Origin of the sequence: Promicromonospora sp. NPDC090134, from assembly GCF_044746965.1 — a bacterium.
GTDB lineage: Bacteria > Actinomycetota > Actinomycetes > Actinomycetales > Cellulomonadaceae > Promicromonospora.
In genome coordinates this window covers 527592-553117 of record NZ_JBIVCZ010000001.1, presented here as the reverse complement: position 1 = coordinate 553117, position 25526 = coordinate 527592, and the positions used below count along the sequence as shown (strand labels likewise).

19 protein-coding genes are annotated in these 25526 nt (G+C 73.8%); 11 read left to right on the top strand and 8 right to left on the bottom strand.

Annotated features, from left to right (window positions below; genetic code table 11):
- Window positions 1–21: 21 nt before the first annotated feature.
- Window positions 22–1545, bottom strand: coding sequence for an ABC transporter substrate-binding protein (locus ACIPN7_RS02410; protein WP_400537620.1), 1524 nt, complete (start codon window positions 1543–1545; stop codon window positions 22–24).
- A gap of 35 nt (window positions 1546–1580) precedes the next feature.
- Window positions 1581–2855, bottom strand: a complete 1275-nt coding sequence (locus tag ACIPN7_RS02405; RefSeq protein ID WP_400537618.1) for an ATP-binding protein — start codon at window positions 2853–2855, stop codon at window positions 1581–1583.
- Window positions 2856–3014: 159 nt separating this feature from the next.
- On the opposite strand from ACIPN7_RS02405, the gene ACIPN7_RS02400 reads away from it, so the two are divergent.
- Together ACIPN7_RS02400 and ACIPN7_RS02395 are read left to right on the top strand one after the other, a co-directional pair.
- A complete protein-coding gene (locus tag ACIPN7_RS02400; protein ID WP_400537616.1) occupies window positions 3015–3839 on the top strand; it encodes an exodeoxyribonuclease III in 825 nt (274 codons plus the stop codon).
- 144 nt (window positions 3840–3983) lie between these two features.
- Window positions 3984–5756 (top strand): septum formation family protein, encoded by a 1773-nt coding sequence (locus tag ACIPN7_RS02395; RefSeq protein ID WP_400537614.1) that lies wholly within the window; start codon window positions 3984–3986, stop codon window positions 5754–5756.
- Here ACIPN7_RS02395 and ACIPN7_RS02390 read toward each other — a convergent pair.
- Together ACIPN7_RS02390 and clpB are read right to left on the bottom strand one after the other, a co-directional pair.
- A complete protein-coding gene (locus ACIPN7_RS02390) occupies window positions 5734–6777 on the bottom strand; it encodes an ArsR/SmtB family transcription factor (RefSeq protein WP_400537612.1) in 1044 nt (347 codons plus the stop codon). The two genes, ACIPN7_RS02395 and ACIPN7_RS02390, sit on opposite strands and share 23 nt — an antisense overlap.
- Before the next feature lie 200 nt (window positions 6778–6977).
- Window positions 6978–9605 (bottom strand): ATP-dependent chaperone ClpB, encoded by a 2628-nt coding sequence (clpB, locus tag ACIPN7_RS02385; RefSeq protein ID WP_400537610.1) that lies wholly within the window; start codon window positions 9603–9605, stop codon window positions 6978–6980.
- 128 nt (window positions 9606–9733) lie between these two features.
- Between clpB and cpt the strand changes: the two genes are divergently transcribed.
- Together cpt and ACIPN7_RS02375 are read left to right on the top strand one after the other, a co-directional pair.
- Entirely contained in the window at window positions 9734–10291 is a 558-nt protein-coding gene (cpt, locus tag ACIPN7_RS02380; protein WP_400537608.1) for a chloramphenicol phosphotransferase CPT, read from the top strand.
- Complete coding sequence (locus ACIPN7_RS02375) at window positions 10275–11075, top strand: sulfite exporter TauE/SafE family protein (RefSeq protein ID WP_400537606.1); 801 nt, start codon at window positions 10275–10277, stop codon at window positions 11073–11075. Before cpt ends, ACIPN7_RS02375 begins: the two co-directional genes overlap by 17 nt.
- On the opposite strand, the gene ACIPN7_RS02370 is transcribed toward ACIPN7_RS02375, so the two are convergent.
- Window positions 11072–11896, bottom strand: a complete 825-nt coding sequence (locus ACIPN7_RS02370) for an SDR family NAD(P)-dependent oxidoreductase (RefSeq protein WP_400537604.1) — start codon at window positions 11894–11896, stop codon at window positions 11072–11074. The two genes, ACIPN7_RS02375 and ACIPN7_RS02370, sit on opposite strands and share 4 nt — an antisense overlap.
- 87 nt (window positions 11897–11983) lie before the next feature.
- Between ACIPN7_RS02370 and ACIPN7_RS02365 the strand changes: the two genes are divergently transcribed.
- Complete coding sequence (locus tag ACIPN7_RS02365; protein ID WP_400537602.1) at window positions 11984–12454, top strand: MarR family winged helix-turn-helix transcriptional regulator; 471 nt, start codon at window positions 11984–11986, stop codon at window positions 12452–12454.
- 6 nt (window positions 12455–12460) lie between these two features.
- Here ACIPN7_RS02365 and ACIPN7_RS02360 read toward each other — a convergent pair whose 3' ends face one another.
- The 3 genes from ACIPN7_RS02360 to ACIPN7_RS02350 are packed head-to-tail and all read right to left on the bottom strand — an operon-like array spanning window position 12461 to window position 16460.
- Window positions 12461–13894, bottom strand: a complete 1434-nt coding sequence (locus ACIPN7_RS02360) for a carboxyl transferase domain-containing protein (RefSeq protein WP_400537600.1) — start codon at window positions 13892–13894, stop codon at window positions 12461–12463.
- A complete protein-coding gene (locus ACIPN7_RS02355; RefSeq protein WP_400537597.1) occupies window positions 13891–15132 on the bottom strand; it encodes a CaiB/BaiF CoA transferase family protein in 1242 nt (413 codons plus the stop codon). Before ACIPN7_RS02355 ends, ACIPN7_RS02360 begins: the two co-directional genes overlap by 4 nt.
- A 5-nt stretch (window positions 15133–15137) precedes the next feature.
- Window positions 15138–16460, bottom strand: coding sequence for an SLC13 family permease (locus ACIPN7_RS02350; RefSeq protein ID WP_400537595.1), 1323 nt, complete (start codon window positions 16458–16460; stop codon window positions 15138–15140).
- 105 nt (window positions 16461–16565) lie between these two features.
- Here ACIPN7_RS02350 and ACIPN7_RS02345 point away from each other — a divergent pair, with 105 nt between their 5' ends.
- The 6 genes from ACIPN7_RS02345 (at window position 16566) to ACIPN7_RS02320 (ending at window position 25486) form a co-directional block, all read left to right on the top strand.
- A complete protein-coding gene (locus tag ACIPN7_RS02345) occupies window positions 16566–17282 on the top strand; it encodes a FadR/GntR family transcriptional regulator (protein ID WP_400537593.1) in 717 nt (238 codons plus the stop codon).
- Entirely contained in the window at window positions 17279–18040 is a 762-nt protein-coding gene (locus ACIPN7_RS02340) for a sulfite exporter TauE/SafE family protein (RefSeq protein ID WP_400537591.1), read from the top strand. The genes ACIPN7_RS02345 and ACIPN7_RS02340 overlap by 4 nt, the downstream gene beginning before the upstream one ends.
- A gap of 71 nt (window positions 18041–18111) precedes the next feature.
- Complete coding sequence (locus ACIPN7_RS02335; RefSeq protein WP_400537589.1) at window positions 18112–18747, top strand: ArsR/SmtB family transcription factor; 636 nt, start codon at window positions 18112–18114, stop codon at window positions 18745–18747.
- Window positions 18744–20051 carry an MFS transporter gene (locus ACIPN7_RS02330; protein WP_400537587.1) on the top strand — a complete coding sequence of 436 codons (1308 nt, stop codon included), beginning with the start codon at window positions 18744–18746 and terminating at the stop codon, window positions 20049–20051. Before ACIPN7_RS02335 ends, ACIPN7_RS02330 begins: the two co-directional genes overlap by 4 nt.
- Entirely contained in the window at window positions 20048–20995 is a 948-nt protein-coding gene (locus ACIPN7_RS02325; RefSeq protein WP_400537585.1) for an alpha/beta hydrolase, read from the top strand. Before ACIPN7_RS02330 ends, ACIPN7_RS02325 begins: the two co-directional genes overlap by 4 nt.
- Before the next feature lie 114 nt (window positions 20996–21109).
- Window positions 21110–25486 carry an SCO7613 C-terminal domain-containing membrane protein gene (locus ACIPN7_RS02320; protein WP_400537583.1) on the top strand — a complete coding sequence of 1459 codons (4377 nt, stop codon included), beginning with the start codon at window positions 21110–21112 and terminating at the stop codon, window positions 25484–25486.
- Window positions 25487–25526: the final 40 nt, after the last annotated feature.

Below are 25526 nucleotides of genomic sequence, written 5' to 3'. Positions count from 1 at the left end.
GTTGTCCGGCGGCGGGCCGGATCAGCTGTCCGACCAGCGCAGGCCGGTCAGGTCCATGGACTCCGTGGTGGCGTTCGCGGCGATGCCCGTGAGGGCGGCGTCGGCCACGACCGTGTTGGGGAAGAGGAACAGGGGGTCGCTCGCGGCGTCGTCCACGATCATCCGGGCAACCTCCTGCATGCCCGCGACGTACTGGTCGGGGCTGCCCTCGTCCGCCTGCTCGGCCACCTGGGAGAGCCGCGGGTTGTCGTAGCCGATGTAGTAGTCGGGGTCGCCGAAGATCGTGAGCATGTCCCGGGCCTCGGTGTGCAGGATCACGGACATCTCGTAGTCGTGCTCGGTGAACACCTTGTCGAGCCAGACGGCGGGGAACTCGGCCGGGACGATCTTCGCGTCGATGCCGACATCCTTGAGCTGCGAGACGACCACCTGGGCGACAGCCTCCGCGTAGGGGCGGGTCGGGACGTCGAAGGTGATGCTCAGGTTCTCGGCGCCGGCCTCGGCCAGCAGCTCCCGCGCCCGGTCCGGGTCGTACGGGTAGGAGTCCGTGAGGTCCTGGTAGTAGGGGTCGGTGGGCGGCACCATCGAGCCGATGAGCTGGCCGTGCCCGGCCCACGCCGTGTCGAGGACGGCCTTGCGGTCGATCGCGTACATGACCGCGCGGCGCACGTTCAGGTCGTCGAACGGTGGCCGGGCGTTGTTCAGCGAGAGCAGCACCTCGCCCGTCGAGGTGCCGTCGATCACCTGGAGGTCCTCGTCCTGCTCCAGACCGGAGATCAGGTCCGGGGCCTGCATGTTGTACGCCATGTCGACGTCGCCGGCGCGGACCGCGTTGGCCTGCGCGTTCGCGTCGGCGAAGTACCGCACGGTGACCTCGGTGAGCGCGGGCGCCTCGCCCCAGTAGTCGTCACGGGCGGCGAGCGTGACGTGCTCGCCGGTCGCGACCTCCTCGACCGTGTAGGGCCCGGTGCCGACGGCCTCGGTGGCCAGGTCGACGGACAGGTCGTCGGGGAACATGGCGCCGACGGACGTGCCCATGTCGAACAGCCAGGCGTTGCTGGGGTGCGCCAGCGTCACGGCGACCTCGGTGTCGCTGACCGCCTCGACGCTCTTGACCACGTCCATCTTCGACTTGAGGCTCAGCGTCCAGTCGTCCTGGACCCGCCCGATCGACGAGACGACGTCGTCCGCGGTGAAGGCGGAGCCGTCGGAGAACGTCACGCCGTCGTGCAGCGTGAAGGTGTACTCCGTGCGGTCGCCGTTGATCTCCCAGGACTCGGCGAGCTGCGGCTGCACCTCGCCCTCCTGGTCGATGGTCACCAGGCCCTCGTACACGTTGTTCATCAGCAGCTGGGGGATCGCGGAGCCGGACGTCGTGGTGAAGTCGAGGTTGGTCGGCTCCCCGGTCAGTCCGACGACGACGTCGGTGCGGCCCTCTCCCGAGGCCTCGCCGGACGAGCTCCCGGCGGAGCATGCCGTGACCAGGGCCGCTGACGTGAGGACGACGACGGCGCCGAGGGCACGACGCCCGGTGAGGATCTGCACACGACCAGCGTAGTCGGGGTGAAACGGCTCGATAATCAGGGTCCGAGAAGTGCGGCCGGAATCACAGCGACGCCGTCCTGGCGGCGGTAGGCGTACTTGCCGGTGGTGATGACGGCCATGTCGGTCAACGCGTCGCCCAGCTTCTCCTTCAACCAGAGAAGGTGCCTGACGTCCTTGTCCCCCGGAGACGCCGTGAGCTTCACTTCGAGCGCGACCAGCCGTCGGCCCTGGCCCTCGACGATCAGGTCAATCTCGTGCCGCCCCTTTGCGTCGCGAAAATGCGACACCGACGCCTCAGCAGCCTGTGCATAGACCTGAACGTCCAGGGTGACCAGCGATTCGAACAACGCTCCCAGCATCGAACCACCCCCCAGCGCCGCGAAGTCGCCTCGCCCAGTCATGAGCGCATCGACGTCCAGCTTGAGCAGGTGCGCGGCGATCGCAGGGTCTGCCAGCTGGTGCTTGCTCGCCTGCCCAAGCTGGGACAAGGGGTTGACGACCGGCATCCACGCCGGGGTCGGGTCGAGCAACCAAAGGCCGGACAGCGCGTCCCGGTAGACCATCGTGGCGGACTTTCCAGGCTTCTCACCTTGGTTCGGTGTCGCTGCGTCGAGGATCTCGACGTACTTCGCAGTCGAGGATGACGCTGCGCCGTAGGCAGCAAGCCACGCGCGCAGGTTCTCGGGACGGCGGACCGGGTATCCCTGCTCGGCGAACTCCCGATCCACGATGTGTGCGATGTACCCCTCGATCGCTTCCCGGCGGAGCCCTGGGGTCGGTTCCGCACGGATCCCCGGAAAGCCTGACGCGACGATTTCCTCGACGTAGTCGCCCAGCACGACGCCCGTCTCACCTCGGATGCCCACTGCGTCGCCGCGCAGAAGCTCGGTCAAACTCACGACCGGCGAAGCAACGCCACGTTCGAGCAGGCTCATCGGTCGCATGCGCATGCCGATGATGCGCCCCGCGCCAGAGTGCACTGTCGCGCCCCGAGGCGCGGAGCTTCCCGTGATCAGGAACCGACCTCGTTCGGCATCGTCATCCACGGCTCGACGAACCCTGTCCCATGACTCCGGCCACCGCTGCCACTCGTCGACCAGGACTGGACCAGGCAAGGTCCGGAGCAGGTCTGGATCGGCCATGAGGCGCTGGCGTTCATTCTCCTGGTCAAGGCGCAGAACCGTCGTCGCGCGGCGGCGTGCCGTCTCCGTCTTGCCGACGCCCTTCGGCCCGTAGATCGAGGTCGCGCGCAAGTGCGGTTGGAGCTCATCGAGACGGTCGTCCATCACCCGCCGTTCGTAGTCGGTCACACCCGCTCCGTTCGCTAACAGTCGCCGACTCCAACTCTTATCACGCTTACACTCCGCCTGCTACCGGTCATTGAATCCACTGTCTATCGGTCGTCCACTCCACGTTCCATCGGTCAGCTCGTACGTTGCGCCGGGGACGACCACCAATATGCTGACCTCGTGCGCCTCGTCACCTGGAACGTCAACTCGATCCGCACGCGGCTCGACCGTGTGCTCGCCTTTCTCGACCGGTCGCAGACCGACGTCCTGGCGATCCAGGAGACCAAGTGCCGGGACGACCAGTTCCCCACCGCGGCGTTCGAGGCCGCCGGGTACGAGGTGGCGCACTTCGGGCTGTCGCAGTGGAACGGCGTGGCCATCGTGTCGCGCGTCGGCCTGGACGACGTCGCCACCCAGTTCCCGGGGCAGCCCGGCTTCGCGAAGGTGATCGCCGACGACGGCCCCGACGCGCTGCTCGACGTCGACCCGCCGATCGAGGCGCGGGCGATCGGCGCGACCTGCGGCGGCGTCCGCGTGTGGAGCCTGTACGTGCCGCACGGCCGGGCGCTCGACGACTCGCACTACGCCTACAAGCTGGCCTGGCTGGAGTCGCTCCAGGTCGCGGCGAGAACCTGGGCGGACGCCGGCGACGCCGTCGCGCTCACGGGGGACTGGAACGTGATCCCGCTGGACACCGACGTCTACGACGCCGCCGACTTCGCCGGGAAGACCCACGTGTCCCCGCCGGAGCGGGCCGCGTTCGAGGCCTTCGGCGACGCCGGGTACACGGAGCTGACCCGCAAGTTCCACCCGGAGGAGCACACCTACACCTACTGGGACTACCAGCAGCTCGCGTTCCCGCGGAACAAGGGGCTGCGGATCGACTTCTGCTGGGCCTCGCCCGCGCTCGCGGGACGTGCGGCCGGTGCCGTGATCGACCGCGACGAGCGCAAGGGGAAGGGCGCGTCGGACCACGTCCCGGTGATTGTCGACCTGACCGATTGATCCGGCCTGCGACGGCTGTGATGTGGGCAGGTTCCACTCCCGATGGGGAAATTCTCGGGTGAAGTTGTCCCTAAATCGAGGGCGGTCGAAACGGTTGCCGTTCCGGTAGCGGGGTCGTTACAGAATGTCGGTAAGTTAACCTGCATGACGTCGACGCCCGACCAGACCCCGGCCGCCACTGAAGTCGCCGAGATCCCCGTCTCGGATCCTGTTGCGAAGGCGTCCCCGGTCGGGTCGGAGCCGGATCGCGCGCCCGACGGCCTCGGCGGCAAGGACGACGGCGAGGGCGACGCGGAGGCCGCGGAACCGTCCGGCGACGTTCCAGAGGCCACGGAGCCAGAGGCCACGGAGCCAGAGGCCACGGAGCCAGAGCCCGCGGCGCCCGAGACCGCGGCGCCCGAGGCCGCGAAGGGCACGGACGAGGAGCCCGAGCCGGCGGGCGACGAGCGGGCGGACGAGGACGCCGATGCCGATGCCGATGCGGACGACGCCGCTGACGCGGACGACGCCCCCGCCCCCGCGAGCCCGGACGAGCCGGAGGCCGCCGCCACGCCCGCGCCGGACGGTGTGCCGGAGCCCGAGGATGTGCAGCCCGCGGAGCCCGCACCTGAGCCGTCCCCCGCAGCGGCGGACCGTGCGCGACGGTACGAGGCCCCCACCGAGGAGATCCGGGTCGTCCCAGCCGCCGCAGCGGTGCCGGAGGCGAGGCCGGAGCCTGAGGAAGCGGAGCCCGAGGCAACCGCCGACCCCGCGGGAACCCCGGCCGAGACCACCGCCACGACGACCGATGACACGGCCGCCGACGAGGCCGGCACCAAGGACACCGACAGGGCCGCAGAGGCCGAGAAGCCGTCGGGCGCCGCCCCGGCGGTCGACGAGACGTTCGACTTCAAGGCCCTCTCCTTCGCGGCGATCGCCGCAGCACACAAGAAGGCGCTGGGACCCCGCACCGTCGCGGCCGAGGACGAGACGTCCGGGGACGAGACGTCCGGGGACGACGCTTCCGGCAGCCAGAGCCCCGACGCGCAGGCGTCGGCCGGTTCCCCCGCGGACGCGCCGGCCGCGAGCACTCCCCCGGCCGAGGCGGCCGGGGACACCCCGGCGGACGACGACACGGACGCGGAGGACACCGGGACGAGCACCCCGGCGACGGAGGACGACTTCGCCGCCGCCTCGGAGCTCTTCGCCTCCCCCGCGACCCGCACCCCGCCGGCCACCACGCCGCCGAGCCCGTTCCCGACCCCCGCGGCGCCGCAGCAGCACCCGCAGGGCGGGTCGCCGCAGGCCCCGTCGGCACCGCAGCAGCCGCCGTCGCCGTTCCCGGTGGCACCCGGGGGTTCGCCGCACTCGTTCCCGGGCGTCCACGACTACGCGCCCGAGGCCTCCTACGCGGGCTGGCGCCCGCCCACCGAGGCCGACGAGTCCGCGAAGCGGCGGCGGTACGCCCTGATCGCCGGGGCGACGCTGGCCGTGGTGGCGGTCGTCGCGGTGATCGCCCTGATCGTGAACATGGTCGGCCGGCAGCAGTGGGAGCCCATCGAGGCGATGATCGCGGAGCCCCAGGAGGTGCACCCGTTGCAGCTCGTGCTCGGCTCCTGCGTGGAGAGCGTCCCGCCGGACGGCGAGATCTCGGAGGTGCTCGCGGTCCCGTGCGACGCCTCGCACACCGCCCAGGTGGTGGGCCGCACCGACTTCGCCGACGCCGCCGTCTGGCCGGGCCGGGACGCCGTCGACACGCGCATCGCGCAGGTCTGCGGCACCAAGCAGCTCGGCCCGAACGCGCGCACGAGCCCGGTCGCGGACTCGGTGAGCTACGTGGTCTGGGGCCCCAGTGAGGACTCGTGGGCCGACGGCGACCGGGTCGGCCTGTGCCTGGCGACCACCGCGGAGCCGATCACGCAGGATCTGCTGCAGTAGCGGTCGACGCCGTCGGCACCCGGCCGTCGCCGCCGTCCAGCAGGGTGCGGCCCAGCGGGGTCAGCGCGTGGAGCACCGTGTTGCGGTCGCGCCCGCTGGAGACGAGCCCGGCGTTGCGCAGCACGGTGGCATGCTCCGAGGCCGACGCCGGGGAGATCGCCAGGCGCTGCGCGAGCTCGCTCGTCGTCGCCCCCGTGCCGAGGGCGCGGAGCACCGCGGCCCGGGTGCGGCCGAGCAGCGCGGTGAGCCGCCGGCCGCCGTCGGCCTGCGCCTCGGGCCGCGTGCCGGTCCAGACCTGCTCGTGGGTGATGGGGTAGATCAGCAGGGGCGGGAGCTCCGGGTCGGCCAGCGAGATCGGGGCCCGGTGGCAGAAGTACGACGGGACGATGAGCAGGCCGCGGCCCGTCAGGTGCACGTCCCGCTCGGCCGCGGTCGTCACGGAGAGCACGGGGTGCTCCCAGCGGATCGCGGGGTGCAGGGTGCGCAGCGCGTGCTCCGTGCCGCCCTCCACCCAGGCCCGGGTGCGCGCCGCGCGGTCGACGTCGACCGCGGAGAGGAGGCCGCTCCAGTACGGCGCGACCGCCTGCTCGTGGTACGAGCGCATCGCCACGCCGAGCCCGCGCACGGCGGGAGCCGAACCGTCGGCGAGGTCCCGCATCCACAGGTGTGGCCTGTGCCCGTGCGCGAGCCGGGAGATGTCGCGCCGGAGCTGGTCGCGCGGCGTGGACAGCACCGCGTCGAGGCCGGTCTCGAACGCGTCGGCGCCGGGCGGGAGCAGGTCCGCGCCGGTGGCAGGCGTGAGGAAGTCCGGCGAGTACCCGCGCGGCGGCGCGAGGCGCAGCAGCATCCGCGCCGCGGGCGGCAGGCCGGACAGCACGCGCCCACGCCAGGGGTCGAACAGCGTCGTCCCCCCGCGCTGGTTCACCACGTGGGCGCTGAGCAGCGTCTCCCACATGGGGTCCGGGCCCGGTGCGATCCGGACCCGGGCCAGGTCATCCGAAGTGAAGTGGAACCGCAGCACCGGGCCTCCTCGACCGTCTGCCTCTCCTGATGGCTCCCGCCGGCTCGCCCCCCGCGCGCCCTGGACCGTGCCGGGCCGTGCGCGGCCGGCCGCGCACGGATTCACCCCGCACATACAGAGGGACGTGCGGGATTTCCGGTTCTGGGCGAACGGGGGGCCACCTTCACAACACCGTCACATCCGACCGGGCCCGACGCCGGCTACGCGGTGAGCACCCGCCGTTCGAGGGTGAGCCCCTCCCCGGCACCGCGGTCCACGACCACCGTGTCGCCGTCGGACACCTCGCCCGCGAGCAGCAGCCGCGCCAGGCGGTCGCCGATCTCGCGCTGCACGAGGCGGCGCAGCGGCCGGGCGCCGTAGGCCGGGTCGAAGCCCTCCAGCGCGAGCCACTCGCGGGCCGCCGCGGTCACCTCCAGCGTGATGCGCCGGTCGCCGAGCCGCTTCGCGAAGGCCCCGACCTGCAGGTCGACGATGCGGCCGAGCTCGTCGAGCGACAGCGCGTCGAAGATCACCACGTCGTCGAGCCGGTTGAGGAACTCCGGCTTGAACGCGGCGCGGACGGCGGTCATCACGGACTCCCGCCGCTCCTCGTCCGACAGCATCGGTTCCACGAGGAACTGCGAGCCGAGGTTCGAGGTCAGCACCAGGATCGTGTTGCGGAAGTCCACGGTGCGGCCCTGTCCGTCGGTGAGGCGGCCGTCGTCGAGCACCTGGAGCAGGATGTCGAAGACCTCGGGGTGCGCCTTCTCCACCTCGTCCAGCAGCACCACCGAGTAGGGCCGACGCCGGACTGCCTCGGTGAGCTGGCCGCCCTCCTCGTACCCGACGTAGCCCGGAGGGGCGCCGACGAGCCGCGACACGGAGTGCTTCTCCCCGTACTCGGACATGTCGATGCGCACCATGGCGCGCTCGTCGTCGAACAGGAAGTCCGCCAGCGACTTGGCGAGCTCGGTCTTGCCCACGCCCGTGGGGCCGAGGAACAGGAACGAGCCCGTGGGCCGGTCGGGGTCGGAGACGCCGGCCCGCGTGCGCCGCACGGCGTCGGACACCGCGGCCACCGCGGCCCGCTGCCCGATGAGGCGCTCGCCGAGCACGTCCTCCATGTGCAGGAGCTTCTCGGACTCGCCCTGGAGCAGCCGCCCGGCGGGGATGCCGGTCCAGGCGGCGACCACCTCGGCGATCTCGTCGGCGCCCACCTTGTCGGCGATCATCGGCGGCTCGGCGGTCTCCGGGCCGAGGCCTTCGGGCTCGTCCTCCGCGCCGGCCTCGGCCTCCTCGGCGGCCGCGAGCTCCTTCTCGACGACGGGGATCTCGCCGTACCGGATGCGCGCCGCACCCTCCAGGTCGCCCTCGCGGAGCTTGCGCTCGGCGTCCGTGCGCAGCTCGTCGAGGTGGGCGCGCAGGTCACCGACGCGGTTGTGCCCGGCCTTCTCGGACTCCCAGCGCGCGGTGAGCGCGGCCAGCGCCTCCCGGCGGTCGGCCAGGTCGGCGCGGAGCCGTTCGAGCCGGTCCTTGGACGCGGCGTCGGCCGACTCGGACAGCACGACCTCCTCCATCTCGAGGCGCGTGACGGCGCGCTGCAGCTCGTCGATCTCGATCGGCGACGAGTCGAGCTCCATGCGCAGGCGGGACGCGGCCTCGTCGACCAGGTCGATCGCCTTGTCGGGGAGCTGGCGGCCGGAGATGTACCGGTCGGAGAGCGACGCGGCGGCCACGAGCGCCGAGTCGGCGATCGTCACCTTGTGGTGTGCCTCGTAGCGCTCCTTAAGCCCGCGCAGGATCGCCACGGTGTCCTCGACCGACGGCTCGCCCACGAACACCTGCTGGAACCGGCGCTCCAGCGCGGGGTCCTTCTCGATGTGCTCGCGGTACTCGTCGAGCGTGGTGGCGCCGACCATGCGGAGCTCGCCGCGCGCCAGCATGGGCTTGAGCATGTTGCCCGCGTCCATCGCGCCGTCGCCGCCCGCACCCGCGCCGACGACCGTGTGCAGCTCGTCGATGAAGGTGACCACCTCGCCGTCCGACGCCGTGATCTCCTCCAGGACCGCCTTGAGCCGCTCCTCGAACTCGCCGCGGTACTTGGCGCCGGCCACCATCGAGGCCAGGTCGAGGGCGATCAGCCGCTTGCCCTTGAGGGACTCGGGCACGTCGCCCGCCACCACGCGCTGGGCCAGCCCCTCGACGACGGCGGTCTTGCCGACGCCGGGCTCGCCGATGAGCACGGGGTTGTTCTTGGTGCGGCGGCTCAGCACCTGGATCACGCGGCGGATCTCCGAGTCGCGGCCGATCACCGGGTCCAGCTTGCCGTCGCGCGCCTGCTGCGTGAGGTCGGTGCCGTACTGCTCCAGCGCCTTGTACGTGCCCTCCGGGTTGGGGCTCGTGACACGGCCGGAACCGCGGACGGCGGGCAGGGCCGCGCGCAGTGCGTCGGCGGTCGCCCCGGCGCCAGACAGGATCTGCGCCGCGGACGACTGCCCGGCGGCGAGCGCGATGAGCAGGTGCTCGGTGGAGACGTACTCGTCGCCCAGCCCCTGGGCCTCCTTGCCCGCCAGGTCGAGCACCGTCGCCAGGGCGCGGCTCGCGCCCGGCTGGGCCGTGCTGCTGCCGCTGGCCTGGGGCAGCGCGACGAGGGCCGCGCGCACCTGCTGGCCGATGGCCTGCGCGTTCGCGCCGACCGCGTCGAGCAGGCCGACGGCCACGCCGCGCTCCTGCGTGAGCAGCGAGGCGAGCAGGTGGACCGGCTCGAGCTGCGGGTTGCCGGCGGCCGACGCCGACTGGATGGCGTCGCCGATCGCCTGCTGCGACATGGTCGTGAACTTGGTGTCCATGAGGCCTCCCGGGGGCTGGTGAAAATGGGCTCAGTTCTACCTCGAGGAAACCGTCCCAAAGTTGAGTCTATTCCGCTCAACTTGATAATCACTGTAGCGCGCCTCACCCACGCTCGTACGGTGGCCGCATGAGCACCCAGGTCATCGTTCTCAACGGCGGATCCAGCTCGGGAAAGTCGGCGATCGCCCGCGACCTCCAGGCCGTGCTGCCCGAGTCCTGGCTCTCGCTCAGCATCGACACCCTGGTCGACGCGATGCCCGCCCGCCTCACGGCCGGCGGCGACGGGATCGAGTTCGCCGACGACGGCGGCGTCGCCGTCGGGCAGGACTTCATGGCGCTCCAGGACGCCTGGATCACCGGGCTGGTCGCCATGGCGCGCGCGGGCGCGCACCTCGTGGTCGACGACGTGTTCCTCGGCGGTGCCGGTTCACAGCGCCGCTGGCTCGACGCACTGGGCGACGTGCCGACGCTCTGGGTGGGTGTGTGGTGCGACCCGGTGGTCGCCGCACGGCGCGAGGCCGCCCGCGGCGACCGGGTCGCGGGCATGGCCGCGCAGCAGGCCGACGTCGTCCACCGGGGCGTCCGGTACGACCTGGAGATCGACACCACGAGCGCCGGATCGCTGGACTGCGCGCGGACCATCGCCGCACACCTGAGATCATCACGGGGTGACCGAGCAGACTGACGACTCCCTGACCCCACCCCGCGCCGTCCTCGTGGGGATCGTCGGCGGGTCCTTCTCGGGGCTGTTCGGTCTGGGCGGCGGCATCGTGATGGTGCCTCTCCTGACCTCGCTCGGCGGCCTCACGCAGCGCCGGGCCAGCGCCTATTCGCTCGCGGCGATCCTGCCGGCGGCGATCGTCGGCTCCATCCCGTACCTGACCCACCAGGCGGTCGACCTGATCTCGGCCGCGCTGCTCGTGGTGGGTTCCGTGGCCGGCGCCGCGTACGGGGCCCGGCTGCTCGCACGTGTGCCCGAGACCCTCCTGCGCTGGCTGTTCGTCGGGGTGCTCGTGGCGGGCATCGTGCGCTCCCTGCTCGACGCGTTCGCCGACCCGCCGCAGGTCGATACCGCGCAGGGCATCCCCAGCCTGCTCGACGGCGCCGGCATGGTGGGGCTCGGCCTCGTGATGGGCATCGCGTCGGGCCTGCTCGGCATCGGCGGCGGCCAGATCGCCGTGCCGGGGCTGTCCGCGCTGTTCGACTTCGCCCCCGCGCTCGCCAAGGGCACGTCGCTGGTCGCGATGATCCCCACGGCCGTCTCGGGCACCTGGGTCAACGCCCGCAACGGGCTGGTCCACCTGAAGACCGCGGCGATCATCGGCCTGGTCGCGTCCGTCTTCTCGTTCGGCGGCGCAAGCCTGTCGGTGGTGCTGCCCGACAACGTCGCCTCGATCGCCTTCGCCGCGCTGCTCGTGTTCGCGCTGATCCAGCAGGTCCGCAAGGCCGTGGAGAAGCAGGGTCGCTAGGCCAGGTCCCGGGTGGGAAGCCCGCGCGTCAGTTCTTGCGCGCGCCGCCAGAGCGCGGCGGCCAAGGCGCGGTCGGCCAGCAGCGGCGACCCTGCGGCAGGTTTGGCGCGGTCGTAGTAGCGGCCGTCGACACCCTGGTCCGCGCAGGCGAGGGCGACAAGTCGCCGGGCACCGTCTGTCGGCTTGTCCAGGAACGGCTGGGCGACCCGCGCGGCCAGCTTCGCGAACCCCGTCAGGCTGCGGTCGAAGCCGGAGCTGATGGCGCCCGGATGGAAGTCGACCACGGTGGTACCGGGATGACGCCGCCCGAACTCCCGGAGCAGGACGCCTGAGACGAGCTTGGCCCGCCCGTACGCACCCATCCAGCCGGTTCCGTCGGCCTCGCCGTAGTGCTGCGGCTCGACCGTCGCACGGAGATGAGCGCTGGACGAGGTCCCGACCACGCGACCGCCGGCAAGCACGGGCGCGAGCTCTCGGAGCAGCAGCCACGGCGCGATGGCGTTGACCTGAGCGTTCGCCTCGATCCCGTCGGCGGTGGTGGACCCGGCCGGATCGATCCGGCCGGCGTTCGCAGCCAGCACGTCGATCCGGCCCAGGTCGTCGCGCAGCTCGGCGGCGAGGCGGACGACGTCGGCAAGGCGCGTGAAGTCGACGGTCCGACCGGTGCCGCCGATCGCGTCGGCCACCGCGGCGACCCTGGCCGCCGAGCTGCCGACCACGGTCACCCGCGCACCGAGGTCGGCGAACATCCGGGCCGCCTCGGCCCCGACTCCCGAGCTTCCCCCGGTGACCACCACTGTTGCTCCGGCCAGCTCTGACATGACTGCCCCTCTCGATACTTGGATGACCCAAGCATCGCAGAAGAACTTGGATAATCCAAGTAAGTGCGGCCACGTTACGATCCGGGTGTGCAGCAGAAGAGCGCATCCGGACTCGACGACGAACTGGCCTACCGGCTGATCGATCGCCTGTTCGGACTGACCGCCGCGTTGCAGGCCAGCATCGCCGACGCCGTCCGCGCGCTGGAGCTCAACGAGGCGCAGGCCAACCTGCTCTGGCAGCTCGACCCGGACCGGGAACCGCCGCTGATGCGCGAGCTGGCGGGGCGGTTGTACAACGACCCCTCGACGGTGACCACCCTGGTGGACCGGCTGGAACGTCGCGGGCTGGTCGAGCGACGGTCGGCCGAGCACGACCGACGTGCCCGGGTGGTACACCTCACCGCGGAAGGCGCGCGTGTCCGGAGCCGTCTGGTCGAGATCGTCACCGGCGCCCCGCTGGGACCCCTGACGACGGAGGACCGTCAAGAGCTGCTCCGGCTGCTGAGCAAGGCCGTGCCGCAGCCGAAGGGCGCGACCCGGCGACCCGAGCCGATCTGAGACCGGCTACCGCCCAGCCGGGTCCATGCTCGCCAGCATCGCCGCGCACTCCGCCGCGACCGCCACGGCGACGTCGCGGACCGTGTCGTCGTCGTGCTCCGGGACCACGCGCTGCACCGCACCCTCGGCGAGGAGGTCGACGGCACGCACGTGCTGGGCCTCCGCCAGCTCGGCCGCGTGCGCCGTGTCCCCGTGCACGATGACGCTCGCGCCCTCGGGCGGCAGCGGCGACAGCCAGGCGTGCTCCGCCGCGATCACCGCCTGCGCGGGCAGCAGCGCGAGCGCCCCGCCGCCGCAGCCCTGGCCGAGGATGACCGACAGCGTCGGCACGGTCATCCGGGTCAGCGCGGCCATGCAGCGCGCGATCTCGCCGGCGAGCGCACCCTCCTCGGCGGCCTGCGAGAGCTCGGCCCCGGGGGTGTCGATCACCGCGACCAGGGGCAGCCGCAGCTCCTCGGCCAGCCCCATCGCGCGGCGGGCCACGCGCAGCGCGGCAGGTCCCATCGGGGTGCTCTCGGTCTGCCGGCTCCGGTCCTGGCCGACGACCAGGCACGGCCGGCCGTCCAGCCGCGTGAGCGCCACCAGCATCGACTCGTCCCGCTCGCCCTCGTCCGTGCCGGACAGCCGCACGGTCCCCGACGCGCCGTGGCGCAGCAGGTCCCGCACGCCCACCCGGCCCGCGGCGCGGGTGCGCAGCACGGAGTCCCAGGCGGACGTCGTCCCGGAGGGCTCGCCCGTCCGGCGCGGCAGCGTGGGCGACGACGGCGGGTCGACCAGCACCCCGAGCGCCCGTTCGACCAGCGCGGGCAGGCTCTCGGGCGTGACGACGCCGTCGAGCACACCCTTGGCGGCGAGGTTCTCGGCGGACTGCACGCCGTCGGGCAGCGCCTGGCCCGTCAGGGCCTCGACCACGCGCGGGCCCAGGAACCCGATGAGGGCACCCGGCTCGGCGACCGTGAGGTGCGCGAGCGAGCCCCAGGACGCGTAGACGCCGCCGGTCGTGGGGTGCCGCAGGTAGACCAGGTAGGGCAGGCCGGCGTCGCGGTGCGCCATGACGGCGCGCGAGATCTCGACCATCCGGAGGAAGGCGGGGGTGCCCTCCTGCATCCGGGTCCCGCCCGACGCCGTCGTGGCCAGGACGGGCAGGCGCTCCGCCGTCGCGCGCCGGACGGCGGCGGTGATGCGTTGCGCGGCGGCCCGGCCGATGGAGCCGCCGAGAAACCGGAACTCGTTGACGACCACCACCACGGGCCGGCCGCGGACCTGCCCGCGCCCGGTGAGCACGGACTCGTCGGTGCCGGCCTTCTCCGCGGCGGCCGCCAGCACGGCGCGGTAATCCGCCGGGTACCCGGAGGTGTCGACCGGCTCGTCCCAGGACTCGAAGCTGTCGGCGTCGAGCACCAGGTCGAGCAGCTCGCGCGCCGTCCAGCGGCGGGTCACGGGCCGGCCTCCGTTCCCGGGGCGGACGCCACCGGCCCGGCCGGGTCGGGCCCGGGCGCACCCGCCCGCGCCGCCGCGTCGAGCCAGGCCCGGATCCGGGCAGCGTGCTCGTCCAGCACCGGCGGCGCGCGGTGCTCGCGCCGCGTGACCTCGGCGCCGTCGGCGTCGAAGAACCGCAGCGGCGGCCCGGGCAGGGTCAGCGTGCCGAGGCTCGTGTGCTCCACGTCCACGAGCAGCCCCTGGCTCGCGGTCTGCTCCCATGCGTACACCTCGTCGAGCGTACGCACCCGGCCCGCCGGGATCCCGGCGTCGGACAGCTTCGTCAGCAGCGCGTCGGCGTCGTAGGCGTCGAAGGCGTCCTCGACGAGCTTGATCACGTGGTCGCGGCGGGCCACCCGCCCGGAGTTGTCCCGCAGGCCCGCCGCGTCGGCGTCGAGCTCGAACGCGAGGCAGAACCGCTGCCACAGGGCCTCCGACCCGACGGCGATCTGGACGGCGCCGTCACGGCAGCGGAACAGGCCGTACGGCGCGATGGAAGGGTGGTGGTTGCCCTGCGCGCGCCCCACCTCCCCGGCGACCGTCCACCGCGTGCCCTGGAAGGCGTGCACGCCGGTGACGGCCGCCAGCAGGGACGTCCGCACCACCTGGCCGACGCCGGTCCGGTGCCGCTCGTGCAGCGCGGCCAGCACGCCGTACGCGCCGTAGATCCCGGCGAGCAGGTCGCCGATCGGCACGCCCACGCGCTGCGGGTCGTCCGGGCCGGAGCCCGTCAGGGACATCAGGCCGGCCTCGCCCTGGGCAATCTGGTCGTACCCGGCACGGCCGCCCTCCGGCCCGTCGTGCCCGAACCCGGTGATCGAGAGCACCACCAGGCGCGGGTTGCGCTCCAGCAGCGTCTCGACGCCCAGGCCGAGCCGGTCCAGGACACCGGGCCGGAAGTTCTCCACGAGCACGTCGGCGCGGTCGACGAGGTCGAGCAGGGTCGTCCGGTCGGCGTCGGCCTTGAGGTCGAGCGCGATCGACTCCTTGTTGCGGTTCGCGGAGAGGAAGTACGTCGACTCGCGGGCACCCTCCTCGCCGACGAACGGCGGGCCCCAGCCACGTGTGTCGTCGCCCCGCTCGGGCACCTCCACCTTGACGACGCGCGCACCCAGGTCGCCGAGCATCATGGTGGCGTGCGGCCCGGCCAGTGCCCGGGAGAGGTCGACGACGACGACGTCGGTCAGGGGTCCGGTCATGGTGCTCACCAGCCCGGCAGGACGAGGATGGCCCAGACCAGCAGCGGCCCCGCGAGGGTGACGATGATGGCGTAGTTGAGGATCTGCTTGTAGTAGGCCTGCTCGGAGACCGTGTCCGGGCGGTTGGCGAGCATCAGGGCTCCGTTCGTGGAGAAGGGGCTGACATCGACGATGGTCGAGGAGACAGCCAGGGCGGCGGCCATGGCCCAGGGGCTCACGCCGCCTCCGGCGATGAGCGGCACGGCGATGGGGATGATGACCGGCAGCAGCGCCGTCGACGACGCGAAGGCCGAGGCGATCCCGCCCACGTAGCACAGGACGAGCGCGCCGACGGCCGCGATGCCGAGGCCGGCGGCCCAGGTGCCGATGTACTCGGGTGCGCCCGCCGCGGTGAGGATCGCGGCGTAGGTGCTCACGCCCGCGACGAGCAGCACGGTGGGCCAGGCGATCTGCTTGACGGCGTCCTTGTGCTGGTGCGGGGAGAGCATGGCCAGCGCGACGGCCGCGGTGATCGAGACGAAGCCGATGTTCTGGTCGAACGCGAGCGCCGTGGTCGCGACCGCGGCGAACGCCACGAGGGTGAGCACGTGGTCGCGGCGCACGCCGAGGCCGCGCGTGACCATCGAGACGCCGGCGCCCTGGCCGCTGGCGAGCACCGAGGTGCCGCCGCGGTGCAGGTCGTCGACGAGGTGGTCGGACGCCTCGGCCGGGTCGACCCGCTCGTGCATGAGCTGGCGGCCGCCGAGCGCGAGGAACAGGACCACGGCCATCGCGGTGTTGATCGCGAGCGACGCGACGAACACGCCCATCTCGGTGCCCTCGTAGCCGACGTCGGCCATGACCGAGTTGGTGATGGTGCCGTAGATGCTGATCGGGGAGAACCCGCCGCCCTGGGCGCCGTGCACCACGAACATGCCCATCATGAGCGGGTTGATCTTGTAGCGGCGGGCGAACCCGAGCGCGACCGGACCGATGATGGCGCAGGCCGCGGGGCTGGCGGCGCCGATGGCGGTCAGCAGCGCGGTCACGGCGAACATGACCCAGGGGATGAGCGCCACCCGGCCGCCGACGGCGCGGACGGCCTGGGAGACGATGAGATCGACGGTCCCGTTGTTCTTGGCGATCGAGAACAGGTACGTGACGCCGATGAGCGTCAGGACGAGATCGGCGCTGATCCCGCCCAGCACCTCCTTCTCGTCCATGTTCAGGGCGAAGACGCCGACAAACCACGCCGCGACATAGGCGAGCGCACCCATGTTGATCGGCAGGACTGTCCCGGCGACGAACAACGCGACGAGCGCGATGATCGCGATCCACTCAGGACCCATGAGAACTCCTCTGTCTCCATCGCGGCGGTCACCGTTGACCGACGAGGCACGATGGATCAGTGGCCTAGCCAATAGGCCAGTGTCCGTTCTGTCAAGTATCCTCAGGTGGTGACCCCGAAGGCTTCCGCCGAACTGCCGACCCCGCTGGCCCGCACCCGCCTCTACGAGCAGGTCGCGGAGCAGATCACCACGTGGATCAGCCAGAACGGGCTGAAAGCCGGCGACCGGCTGCCCCCGGAGCGGGAGCTCGCCGCCCGGCTCGGCGTCAGCCGCGCGACCCTCAGCCAGGCGCTCGTGGCGCTCGAGGTGGTGGGCGTGGTGGTGGTGCGGCACGGCGACGGCACCGTGCTGACCGGCAAGCACGGCGAGAGCCGCATCGTCGAGGCCATCCGCGCGCACGCCGACCGGATGCCCGAGATCATCGACATCCGGGACGCGCTGGAGACCAAGATCGCCGCCCTGGCCGCGCAGCGCCGCACCGAGGACGACCTCGTCGCCATCGACGCCTCCCTGGACGCGATGGCGGCCTCGATCGAGCACGGGGACCGCGGCGTGGACGCCGACGAGCAGTTCCACGCGGCAGTGACCGCCGCGGCGCACTCCGACCTGCTGGCCCGGACGATGCGGGAGATCGCCAGCCTGATCCGCGAGAGCCGCATCGAGTCGCTCTCGCAGCCCGGCCGGCCCCGCAACTCCCTGACCGGGCACCGCGCCATCACGGACGCCATCCGCGCGCGCGACCCGGAGGCCGCCGCCGCCGCCATGCACGCGCACGTCGAGATGGTCAGCGACGTGGCCCTGCTGCGGGAGGACGAGCGGTGACCGGCTGGGAGCACCTCGCCGTGCTGGGTGCCGGGTTCGGCGCGGGCGTGCTGTCCACCACCGTCGGCGTCGCCTCGCTCCTGAGCTTCCCCGTGCTGCTGGCCGTGGGCCTGCCGCCCGTGGTCGCGAACGCGTCGAACACCGTGGGCCTGGTGCCCGCCGGGCTGAGCGGGTCGTTCGGCTACCGCCAGGAGCTGCGCGAGCACCCGCGCGTCGCGCTGATCGTGCTCGTGACCTGCGCCGTCGGGTCGGTGGGCGGGGCCGTGCTGCTGCTCGCGCTCCCGCCCGGCGTGTTCGAGGCGATCGTGCCGTGGCTGATCCTGACCTCCTGCCTGCTGGTGGGCGTGCAGCCGTGGATCAGCAGGTGGCTGCGACGCACCCGCGACGAGCCGACCCGACTGCGGCACGGCATGTCGCCGGCGACGGTCGTGTTCTCGGTGCTGACCGGCGTGTACGGCGGCTACTTCGGCGCGGGCGCCGGCGTCATGATGGCCGCGGTGCTGGGGCTCGGGACCGACCTGGCGGTGCGGAACATCAACGCGCTGCGCACGGTGGCGCTGCTCGCCGCGAACCTGATCGCCACGATCATCTTCGTGGTGGTGGCCGACCTCGACTGGCTCGCGATCGGGCTGCTCGCCGCGGGATCCGTGGTGGGCGGGTACGTGGGCGCGCGCATCGGCCGCAAGATGCCGCCGAGCGTGTTCCGGGTGCTCGTGGTGATCGCCGGCGTGGTGACCGCCGTCGTCATGCTCTCCTGACGAGACTCCACGTGCACAATTTTTGTGCACGACTCTTGTGCACAGAGATTGTGCACGTGTACGGTGCACGTATGACCGCTCCCCAGGACGACTTCCGCCTCACCCCTGAGGCCGTCAAGGTGCTCGCCCACCCGCTGCGCTCGCGCCTGCTCGGCGCCCTGCGGCGCGGCGGGCCCGCGACGGCCACCACGCTCGCGACGGCGCTCAGCACCAACACGGGCGCCACCAGCTACCACCTGCGCAAGCTGGAGTCCGTCGGCCTGGTGGCGGACACCGGCGACGGCGCCGGCAAGCAGCGCCTCTGGCGCGCCGCCACGAGCTCCCACAGCTGGGCGCCCTCGGAGCTGTCCACCGACGAGGACGCCGCGACGGCCCTGAGCTGGCTGCAGCGCGACTACCTGCGGCTCTTCAGCACCGAGTTCGGCCACTGGCTCGACGTCGCCGAGGCCTGGCCCAGCGAGTGGCAGGACGCCGCGGGCCAGGGCGACACCTGGCTCGACCTGAACGCCGAGCAGCTCACGGCGCTCCGCGCGGACGTCGACCTGCTGTTCGAGCGGTACCGGGAGGCCGGGGGCGGCCCCGGCTCCCGCCGCGTCACGCTGTGGCAGGCCGCCTTCCCGCTGGAGGCGGACGACGTGCCGGGCACGGACGATGCCGACACCTCCACCGCCGACGCCGACACGACCTCGGGGACGGACCGGCCATGACCCCCCTGACCCCGCACCGCGCCCGGCAGGTCTTCCTGCTGCTGACCCTGACCCGCTGGTTCCCCGTCGGGCTGGTCGTCACGGTCACCACGCTGCTGCCGATCGAGCGCGGGCTGTCGGTGCCGCAGGCGCTCACGGCGCTGTCCGTCGGCGGCTTCGTCGTGTTCGCGCTGGAGCTGCCCACCAGTGGCCTCGCCGACTCGCTCGGCCGGCGCCCGATGCTGGTCGCCGCCGCCGTGCTGCAGGTGGCGGCCGCCGCCCTGTTCCTCACCGCGCAGTCCTTCTGGGCCTTCGCCCTCGCCGCCGCGGTCACCGGCGTCTTCCGGGCGGTCGACTCCGGCCCGCTGGAGGCCTGGTTCGTCGACACGGTGCACGCCACCGAGCCCGGATCCGACGTCGACCGCCCGCTCGCCGCGCAGGGCACGGTGATGGGGGTAGCCATCGCTGCGGGCGCGCTGGTCTCCGGCGCCCTCGTCTGGTGGCACCCGCTGAGCGCGTGGTCCGCGCTCGTGCTGCCCTACGCGGTGTACGGGGCGCTGTCGATCGTGCACCTGGTCGCCGTGGTCCTGCTGGTCCGCGAGGCGCCGCGCGGACCGGCGGCGACCCCGCCGTCGGGCGAGCGGAAGGCGGCCGCGCGGGTGCTGGACTCCGCGCGGCAGGCGCCCGGGGTGGTCCGCGACGGCCTGCGCCTGGCGCGGGACAACCGGGTGCTGCGCTGGCTGCTGATCGTCGAGGTGTTCTGGAGCGTGGGGATGGTGATCTTCGAGACGTTCCAGCCGATCCGGCTCTCCGAGCTCCTGGGCGGCACGCAGGCCGGGGCCGCGGTCTCCGGGCCGGCCGCGGCCGCCGGCTGGGCGGTCTTCGCGGGCGGGGCGGCCCTGACGGGCCTCGCCACACCCCGGCTCGGCGTGGCCCGGACGGCGATCGTCGCGCGTGTGCTCAACGGGCTGGGGACGGTCTGGATGGGGCTCGCGCTCGGTCCGGTCGGTCTGATCGCCGCGTACCTCGTGACCTACGGGCTGCACGGCGCGTGCGGGCCCGCCTACCAGGCGCTGCTGCACCGCGAGGCCGAGTCCCGGAACCGCACCACGGTGCTCTCGATGGCGTCGATGCTCTCGTTCGCCGCCTACTCGCTGGCCGCGCCCGCCCTCGGCTGGACGGCGGGTCTGCTCTCCACCCAGGCGGCCATGGTCATCGGCGGGGTGTTCAGCACGCTGGGCGCCCTGTGCTTCCTGCCCGCGCTGCGCCGGGAGCGCATGTTGTCTGGCCGCGTGCCGCGCATGTCGGGCACACTGGCCAGGTGAACGACTGGACCGAGGACGTGCTGGGCGCGGGCTTCGACGCGCGGACGCTCCACCTCCCTGGCGGCGCCGAGGCCACCCTGATCCGCTACGCGCCCGACGACGGGCCGGGGGTCGGGCGCCCGCCCGTGCTCTACGTCCACGGGTTCACCGACTACTTCTTCCAGCGGCACCTGGCCGAGGCGGCGGCCGGGCGCGGCTACCCGTTCTATGCCGTCGACCTGCGCGGCCACGGCCGGTCCATGGACGCGTGGACCACGGCGGGCCGCGACGCCAACATGATCAACCGCCTGGAGCTCTACGCGCAGGACCTCGACGCGGCCGCCGCCGTGATCGCCGCGGACGGCCACACCGGGCTGGTGCTCCTGGGGCACTCGACGGGCGGCCTCATCACCTCGATGTACGCGAACGCGCGCCCCGACCGGGTGACGGCCCTGGTGCTGAACAGCCCCTGGTTCGACCTCCAGGGCAGCTGGTCCGACCGCACCCTGGTGACCCAGGCCGTCTACGTGCTCGGCCGGGTCTCGCCCCGGCTGGTCGTGTCCCGGCTCGGCGAGGGCTACGGCCGGGCCCTCCACGTCGCCAACGGCGGCGAGTGGGAGTACGACCTGCGGTGGAAGCCGTACGCGGGGTTCCCGGTGCGGGCCGGGTGGCTGGCGGCGATCCGCCGCGGGCACCGCGCGGTCGGGCGCGGGCTGTCCGTGCGGTGCCCGGTGCTCGTGTGCACCAGCGGCCGCTCGGGGTCCGACGCCGGGGAGGTCGCGGAGCAGCTCGGCACCGACGTGGTGCTCGACGTGGCCCACATGCACGCCCGCGCGCCGCGGCTGGGGCAGACCGTGGAGATCGCCGTCATCGAGGGCGGTGCCCACGACCTGGCGCTGTCCCCGAAGCCGGCCCGGGAGAAGTACCTGAGCACGGTGCTGGACTGGCTGGACGCCAAGGTCTGACGCCTCGGGACGTCACGTCCTGACGGGCGAAACACACATTCGGCATGAAACTGTGACCGATCCCTGGCGTGCCGGGCTGTCCTCGTAGGGTCCGGCTCCGCCAGGCTTCCGCCCATGGAAGAGACGTGGGTACGTGATGCGCTGCGGCGTCTGCCCGACACCGTGTCCTGCCCGGCCTGCGGCGCGGCCCTCCGCGACACCGTCTGCGGGACCTGCGCGCTCGACCTGGGCGGCCGGCGCGGGATCGAGGTGCACGAGGCCTCGCTCGCCGTGGAGCGGGCCATCCAGGAACGACAGCGGATCCTCGACGAGATGCGCGCCGAGCAGCCCGCGGCGGCCGAGTACGCCCGGCGGGAAGCCGCCGGCTCGGCCCCGGCCGGCGCCGCCGGCCAGGTCGGCTCAGGCGCCACGCGCCCGACGACGACGGCCACGACCGCCCCGGCTCCGGCCGGAACGGCGGGCTCGTCCGGCGCGCAGCGCACGACGTCCGCCGGCGGGCTCGCGGCAGCCGGATCGGGCGCCGCGGCCGGCGCCGCCTCGTCGTCCGGCGCCGTCGCCCGTCCCGCGGCCGGTCCTGCGCGCCTGCGCAGCACCGTGGCCCTCCAGCCGATCCTCGCCGGGGTCGGCGCCGCACTGGTCGCCGTCTCCGCGGTGGTGTTCGTGTTCTTCACCCTCGCCGACCAGCTCGTGCTGCGCACCGTCGCGACGCTCGCGGTCACGGTCGCCTCCGTGGTGGCGGCGGCGCTGATGCGCCGGGCCGGGCTGCGATCGTCGGCGGAGGCCGTGGCGACCCTGGCCGTCGCGCTGGGCTGGGTGTGCGCGGAGCTCGGTCTGGAGGCCGGGCTGCTCGGCGGCGTCGCGCCCTTCCTCGCGCGCGCGGCCCTGCTCGCGCTGCTCGCTCCAGCGCTCGTGCTCCTCGGCAGCCGGCTGCGGGTACGGTCCTGGGTCGCCGCCGGAGCCGTCGCGGCGCCGCTGGTCCCGCTGCTGCTCGCGGCGGGCCTCTCCGACGTCGGCCTGCCCCGGTGGGTCTGGATCCTCGCCCTGGTCGCGGCGAGCCTCGTGGCGCACGCCGCGACCGGCGTGCTGCTCCGGGCCGGCGAACGGCTCGGCGGCGCCCTCCGGTGGGAGTCGCGGGTGCTGGGCGTGGTCCGCACCGTGGCGCTGCCCGCGGCCCTCCTCACGACGTTCACGCTGCCCGACGTCGCCCCGCTGCCCTTCGCCGTCTGGTGGGCGGCCGTCGCGGTCGGCGCCGTCGCCGTCGGGCACGCCCTGCGGGTGCGGGCCTGGGTCACGACCGGCCTGGTCGCGGCACCGTTCGCGGCGTTCCCGGCGGCGCTCGCCCTCTCGGACGACGACGGCATGCTGCCGTGGGCCGTCTGCGCGGGCGCGCTGCTCGTCGCGCTGGCCACGCTGGCGGGGCCGCCGGTCGCCCGGGTCACGGGCCCGCGCGTCGGCTCGGAGCTGCGGGTGGAGCTCCGGCTGCTGGAGGTGGCCCAGGCGCTGGGGGTCGGGCTGGCCGTCTGCACCGCGTTCCTGGTGCCGCCGGCAGGGTTCCTCGCCGGCCTCCCGGGGTACGCCGAGGCGGCGGCCGTGCTGGCGGGAACCGCCGTCGTCGCCGCCGTGCTGCGGCGCGGCACGCACCGCCGCTGGTGGACCTTCGCCGCCGGGGCGCTCGGCGCGGTCGCCGCCCTGTTCCTCACGGAGTGGGACGGCATCGAGTTCCTGTGGGTGCTGCCCGCGGCGGCGGGCGTCGCGTGGGCGGTGCTCGCCGTGACGCTGACCGCGCTGGTCGCCGGGCGCGGGCGAGGACTCGTGCCCGCCGCCCGCACGCGTGCCGACCTGCTGCTCGCGGCGTGGCTCGTCGCGGTGCTCTCGGCCGTCCCGGCCGTGTGGCTGTCCGCGCTGCGCGTGCTGGAGGTGCTGGCGGGTCCCCTCGGCGTCGCCCCCGCGCGGGCGCCGGGCGAGGCTCCGCTCGGCGGCCCGTTCCTGCCGGCGGACGTCCGCGGGCTGAGCGTTCTCGGCACGCTCGTGCTGGCCGCCCTGGTGCTGGCCGCGTCCCGGCTCGGTGTCGCGGCAGGTCCGGCGGGGCGGCCGCCCGCGCCCCTGGTGCTGGCCGCGCGGGGCCTCGCGCCGTGGGCGACGGTGGGCCTCGGCGTCACCGCCGCCCTGCACGCCCGGTTGGCCGCGACGACGTCGCTCGCGCTGCTGGCGGTCCTCGCCGCCGTGCTGCTGGCGGCGACTGCCGAGCCGGCGCGCTCCTGGCGCGGGCTGCGCGCCGTCGTCACCGCCGCGCGGGCCGGGGCAGACGGCCTGCGCCGGGCGATGCGGCTCACCGTGCGGCCCGGCGGCTCCGCGATGGACCCGCGGGAGGGCGCGGCCTGGCGTCCGGCCGCACTGACCGGTGCCTGCGCCGCCCTCGTCCTGCTGACGGTCGGCTCGTGGCAGAGCCGGCCCACGGTGCTGCTCGCCGCCGCCGTCGCCGTGCCGCTCGCGCTGGCCGCGCGCGCGGCCCTGCCGCGCGTCTCGCACCCCGCCCTCGTCGGTGGCGCGTACGCGTACGCGCTGGTCGTGGGCGGTGTCTGGCTGGACTGGCTCGGGTTCGGCTGGGTCGCCGCCGTGTGCACCGTGTCGGCTGCGGCCTCGCTGACGGCGGTCGCGGTAACCGTCGGCACGCGCGTGGCCCGCGCCGAGTGGTTCGCCGTGCTCGGCGTGACGGCCGTGCCGTTCGCGCTCGGGGTGTACACCGTGGTGCTCGACCGCACCTGGTGGTCCGCCGGGGCGGCCGCCGCGATGCTGCTCCTGGAGCTCGTGCTGCTGCTCACCCGGCGGGCCGGGCTCGCGCCGGCCGTCCGGGTGCTGGCCGCGGGCCTGGTGCTGCCCACCACCGCGGTGGCGATCGTGAGCGCGGGCGCCATGCTGCTCCCGCTCAGCGGTTCGCCCGTGCTGCTGCCCGTGATCGCGGCGGCGGTCGCCGTCGTCGCGGGCGGGGCGCCGCGCGTGGCCGGCTTCCTCGCCCGCCGGGTGCCGGACGCCGGCGGCGTCGGCGCGCTGGTGCGCGGCATGCTCGAGCTGAGCGTGGTGGTCACCGGCGCGATCACGATCGGCCTGGCCTACGGTCGCCCGGCCGCCGGGCCCGACGTCGCGGTGGCCGTGCTGCTGCTCCTCGCCGTCGGCGCCGGGGTCGTGGCGCGCGAGCCCGACCGCACCCGCGTCTGGTGGGCCGCCGGCGCCCTCGCGACCGCGGCGGCCTGGACCGCGCTGGCCGACGGCGGCGTGCGGCTCGTCGAGGCCTACACCCTCCCGCCCGCCGTCGGCGCGGTGCTCGTCGGGGCGCTGCTCGCCCGGCGGGTCGGGACCCACGGCTGGCGGCTCGTCGCCGCGGGCCTCGTGCTCGCGCTGGTGCCGAGCGACCTGACGCTCGCCCTCGGCACGACCCCGGGGGACCCGCGCGCCTGGGTCCTGCTGGTGACCGGCCTGGTCCTGACGCTCGCGATCCTCGTGCTCCGGAGGTGGCCGATCGTGTCGGCCGGGTGGGCTGCACGGGCCCGGACGCTGCTGGCGGGCGCCGTGCTGCTCGCGGGTGCGGGTCTGACCGTCGAGTCCCTGCAGGTGGCGGGGTCCACGGTCGGTGATGCGGGCGTCCGGTTCGCGACAGGTCTGGGCTGGGCACTCGCGGCGGGTGCGCTCGCCCTCGTGGCCGTCGGCGGTGCCCGGCCGGGTGCGCCGTCGGCCCGCCTGCGGCGCGCGACCGACACCGCGGGCCGCGTCCCGGCGCTGCTCTTCCTCACCGTGGGGGCCGTGGCGAACACCGAGCCGCACTGGGGCGCCATCGTCACGCTCTGGGTGCTGGAGGTCGCGCTGCTCGTGCTCCTCGTGGTGGTCGCACGGCGGCTGCTGCGCGGGCACACCACGGGTGTCCCGTCCTGGGCCGTCTGGATGGCTGCCCTGGCGGCGGGCATCGCGGCCTGGGTGCCGCGGGAGCTGCGGGTCGAGGTGTTCTCCGTGCCGCTCGGTGTGGGGCTTGTCGTGGCCGGGTGCTTCGCGCTCGGCGAGTGGGAGGCGCACACCAAGGTGGGCGGACCCGACTCCGCCCGGGTCCCGGCGCGCACCCTGGTGGGCTGGCCCGTGGGCTGGACGGGCTCGTGGGCCCTGCTGGGGCCCGGGATCCTGGCGCTGCTCGGGCCCTCGGTGCTCGCGACGTTCACGGACCCGCAGACGTGGCGGGCCGTGCTCGTCGTCGCCGTGGCCCTGACCGGGGTGCTGGTCGGGTCCCGCCGCGGGCTCGCGGCGCCGTTCCTGCTGGGGGTCTGGGTGCTGCCCGTCGAGGTGCTGATCGTGTTCGTCAGCCAGCTCGGGACCGAGATCTCGGCGGTGCCGTGGATGCTCACGCTCGCGGCGGCCGGCGGGGTGCTGCTCATCATCGCCACCCTGGACGAGCGGCGGACCGAGGGCTACGGGGGTGCGGCGGCGTACCTCCGGGACCTGCGGTGAGCGCAGGCGTGGACGCAACCCCTGGCGCTGGACACGTCGG